This is a genomic window from Ectobacillus sp., assembly GCF_056992975.1.
On record NZ_JBXKMX010000130.1, the window covers coordinates 1 to 3,488 of the forward strand.

Below are 3,488 nucleotides of genomic sequence, written 5' to 3' on the forward strand. Positions count from 1 at the left end.
CGGGATCTTAGTTCATTATTTGGCGCATGCAAGGAGATTGCCAAATTTACCGGCAACTGAGTATCTGTAAATTCATAAATTTTGCTGGCAAGGCCACTGGTTGATACCGTGATATGTCTCGCAGCTATGGCGAGTCCTTTATAGTCCGTAACTACCTTTAGGAAATCCACTAGATTTTCAAAATTATCAAATGGCTCACCGATCCCCATTACGACAATGTGACTTACGTTTTCTCCTTGTCCCATCTGATCGAGAAGAAGTTGCACGTTCATAATCTGTTCGACAATTTCTCCGCTCGTAAGGTCGCGGTTTTTCGCCAATAGGCCGCTTGCACAAAAACTGCAGCCAATATTACAGCCTACTTGTGTTGTAACACAAACTGATAAGCCATATTTATGTCGCATCAAAACGGTTTCAATCAAGTGACCATCAGGTAATTTAAATAGAAACTTTATTGTTCCGTCCGAGGATTCTTGCTTGATATGCTGGCTCAAAGTTTGAATGACAAAGTTATCTGCCAGTAATTGAACACATTCCTGATTCACGTCTAGCATCTCGGAGAAATCGGTTACCCGCTTTCTATAAAGCCAATCCCAGACCTGTGATGCCCTATATTTTGTATGACCATGCTCTTTGAGCCATTCAGTCAATTGATTAAATGTTAATCCATAAATAGACCCTTTATTCATAAGTTACCTCCTAGAAAATACGTATACTAAGCAAGGAGCTTACCTAAAATGGTTTTGTAAATCCTCCATTATTTATGATACGGTTCACCATGCTTACTATTAAACTGTTTAATAAATATAACATACAATCCCATCCTTAACATAAAGAAGGGGCACTATTCTCGCTGCAGAATTGCGCCCAATTGAGGGATCATGACTAGGATTGCTGCCTTTTGTTTATTGAACGAGTAGAGATTTCAATAACTATCTTTTAACGAATCCCTACTTCGTCCCATCCGCTATACATCTGTAACACCTTACATTTCACTTTTCCTGAAGGAATGAATAAAATAGTTTCCTCGCCAATTTTTAAACCTATCAACTTCATCGCAACCGGTGTATCATAGAAAAGTTTGTTTTCTTCTATATTCGATTCACCGTACCCTACGATTTCATATATTTCTTCTTCCGTAAAATCTGTATACGCAAACGAACACTTAACGATAGAGCCAATATCAACTGTTTCCGTATTACGCTCATCAAACTGAATATACTCAGCTGTTGTATACGTATGTTGAATTTCGTGAATGCGTCTTTCTAGTAAGTATTCATCTTGTTCTAATTTATGAAAATTAGGATTGGCTAACTTATCATCGCCACAAGCATGATAGGCAATATTTTTATCAATACGTACTTGCTTTAATTCTTGTTCAAGACTGGCTATTTGTTGAAAAATCAACTGTTTTCCCGTAGGTGTGATTTTAACTGGCATAAGACTCTCCTCAATAGTACATGTTCATTTTTAACAATCATACAATAAAATACGATTGCTAGTTGCCGAATTTGGCTCTAACAGAAAATTTTTTGAACGTATTTATCTTTTTGGCTTCTATATAATAGATACCATTTTGTTGAAATCTTAAAACGACTACACCAGTACAAGTATGCGTATTATGTTATAGCTTAATGACTATTGTGATGGATGAACTAAATTTATTACATATTATGTATGTCAGATAAAAAAACACCAAACTATAGTAGAGGAAGGGATTTTAATAAATGAATAAGTATAGGAGGGTACAATGAATAAAAAAGTATTAATAGTTGGCGGAGTTGCAGGTGGTGCTTCCGCTGCTGCAAGGCTTAGAAGACTTGATGAGAAAGCTGAAATCATAATGTTTGAAAGAGACGAACACATTTCCTTCGCAAACTGCGGACTTCCTTATTACATTGGGGAAGTTATAAAGGACAGAGATAAACTTTTAGTACAAACTCCTGATGCGATGAAAGCCAGATTTAATATTGATGTTAGAATTTTTAGTGAGGTTACACATGTTGATACAAAGAATAAGAAAGTGACAGTTCGAAGCAAAAATAAGGGAACGTATGAAGAAAGCTATGATTATGTAATCCTTTCCCCTGGAACGAAAGCGTTAAAACCTCCCATTCCTGGTATTGATCATGATACCATTTTTACCTTAAGAAATATTGCCGATACGGATGCTATAAAGGCTTATGTTGATAAGAATGAAACAAAATCTGCCATAGTAATTGGTGGTGGGTACATTGGGGTAGAGATGGCTGAAAATCTAAAAGAAAGGGGACTTGAAGTGGTGCTTTGCGAGGCTGCTCCTCATATCCTTGCCCCTTTTGATTCAGATATGGTTGTGATGGCTGAGAAAGAACTAACTGACCATGGAATCAAACTGTTCCTTCATGATGGTGTAAAAGCCTTTAATGAGTCAGGAAAACAAATACAAGTGGTATTAAATAGTGATACAAAACTTCATGCAGATATAGCAATATTAGCAATAGGAGTTGCCCCTGATACTGCTTTTTTAAACGATTCAGGTTTGGAACTTGGACCAAGGGGGCATATTATCGTCAATGAAAACATGCAAACAAACATCGATGGGGTATACGCTGTAGGAGACGCCATACAAGTAATGGACTTTATAACTAAGAGAGAAACAGCGATTCCACTTGCTGGTCCTGCCAATAAACAAGGAAGAATAGCAGCCGATAATATTTGCGCCATCCATTCAACCTATAAGGGAACACAAGGTACATCTATTATTAAAGTTTTTAATATAGTTGCGGCAAGCACAGGAGCTAATGAACGAACACTACAAAGATTTACAATTCCTTACAAGGTTATTTATGTTCATCCCGTGTCTCATGCTTCCTATTACCCTGATGCAAGACCTATGGCGCTAAAACTTATCTTTAATGAGGAAGGAAAGATTTTAGGCGCACAAGGTATAGGGTACGAAGGAGTAGATAAAAGAATAGATGTTATTGCTACAACGATAAGATTAGGCGGAACGGTTGAAGATTTAACAGAACTAGAACTTTGTTATGCTCCCCCATTTTCATCTGCTAAAGATCCTGTAAATATGGCTGGTTTTGTAGCTCAAAACGTTTTAGCAAAAAGATCCCATATGGTCGCTTGGAAAGACATAGCTAAACATGACAAGGACGACTATACGCTCATCGATGTGAGAACCGAAGAAGAATTTAAAAGCGGTCACATAGATGGGGCAGTTAATATACCTGTAGATAGTCTGAGAGCCAGAATACATGAGTTAGATCAAAATAAAACTATTATTGAGTATTGTCAAGTCGGTATAAGAGGGTATATAGCCGATCGCATATTATCTCAAAATGGCTTTCGTGTCCTAAATGTAACTGGGGGGTATAAAACTTCATCTATTCTTTCTTTTAATCCTAAAATAGTAAGTAAAAGTGATGAAATGAATCTTGAAGAATATACCAAAGATATAACCATGGATCCTGATACACAAACTATAAAGAAAAGGT

General features: G+C 36.8%; 3 protein-coding genes. 1 reads left to right on the forward strand and 2 read right to left on the reverse strand.

Annotated features, from left to right (window positions below):
- Positions 1-689: 23S rRNA (adenine(2503)-C(2))-methyltransferase RlmN (gene rlmN, locus AC11ZT_RS06545; protein WP_484058826.1), on the reverse strand; the 689-nt coding region annotated here is incomplete at its 3' end.
- A gap of 250 nt (positions 690-939) precedes the next feature.
- The gene (locus AC11ZT_RS06550) at positions 940-1,440 is read right to left on the reverse strand and encodes a GreA/GreB family elongation factor (RefSeq protein WP_484058827.1); all 501 of its coding nucleotides are present in this window, start codon (positions 1,438-1,440) and stop codon (positions 940-942) included.
- A 310-nt stretch (positions 1,441-1,750) separates the two neighbouring features.
- Between AC11ZT_RS06550 and AC11ZT_RS06555 the strand changes: the two genes are divergently transcribed.
- Positions 1,751-3,488, forward strand: a 1,738-nt coding sequence (locus AC11ZT_RS06555) for a CoA-disulfide reductase (protein WP_484058828.1), incomplete at its 3' end; no start/stop codon positions are given.

What these genes read in the sequence shown, in the direction of transcription:
- AC11ZT_RS06550 (WP_484058827.1), bottom strand. Translation starts at nt 1,440, where the DNA reads ATGCCAGTTAAAATCACACCTACGGGAAAACAGTTGATTTTTCAACAA.